We start from the raw sequence: 258 nt of genomic DNA, 5'->3' as shown, positions 1-258 counted from the left end.
TTTTTTTCAACATGTTAATGACTTTCGTATTCGGGTAATTGTTCTCGTCGGAGCATATCATAATAAAAATATGCTTGTTTCTCAAGTGTTCGGCTGTTAGGGACTGTTAAGGCGCAGGGATTTCTGACCAAAAGGAAGCGGTTTGCTCCATTTGTCCGTAGGCAGTCAAATCGACTTGCAGGGGGGTAATCGTGATGAAGCCGGACGCGCATTCGCCAAAGTCGGTACCTTCTTCGCTGTCGGAAACATCGCCGACCG

At 46.9% G+C, this 258-nt stretch carries 1 pseudogene; it reads right to left on the bottom strand.

From position 1 onward, the window contains the following. Positions 1-106: 106 nt before the first annotated feature. Positions 107-258: pseudogene (locus tag ACTHSP_RS23830) on the bottom strand (5'/3'-nucleotidase SurE); the annotation flags it as partial.

This window comes from Neisseria sp. P0001.S005 (genome assembly GCF_051963715.1).
The sequence above is the reverse complement of the archived record's forward strand: the minus strand, read 5'-3'. Positions and strand labels throughout refer to the sequence as shown.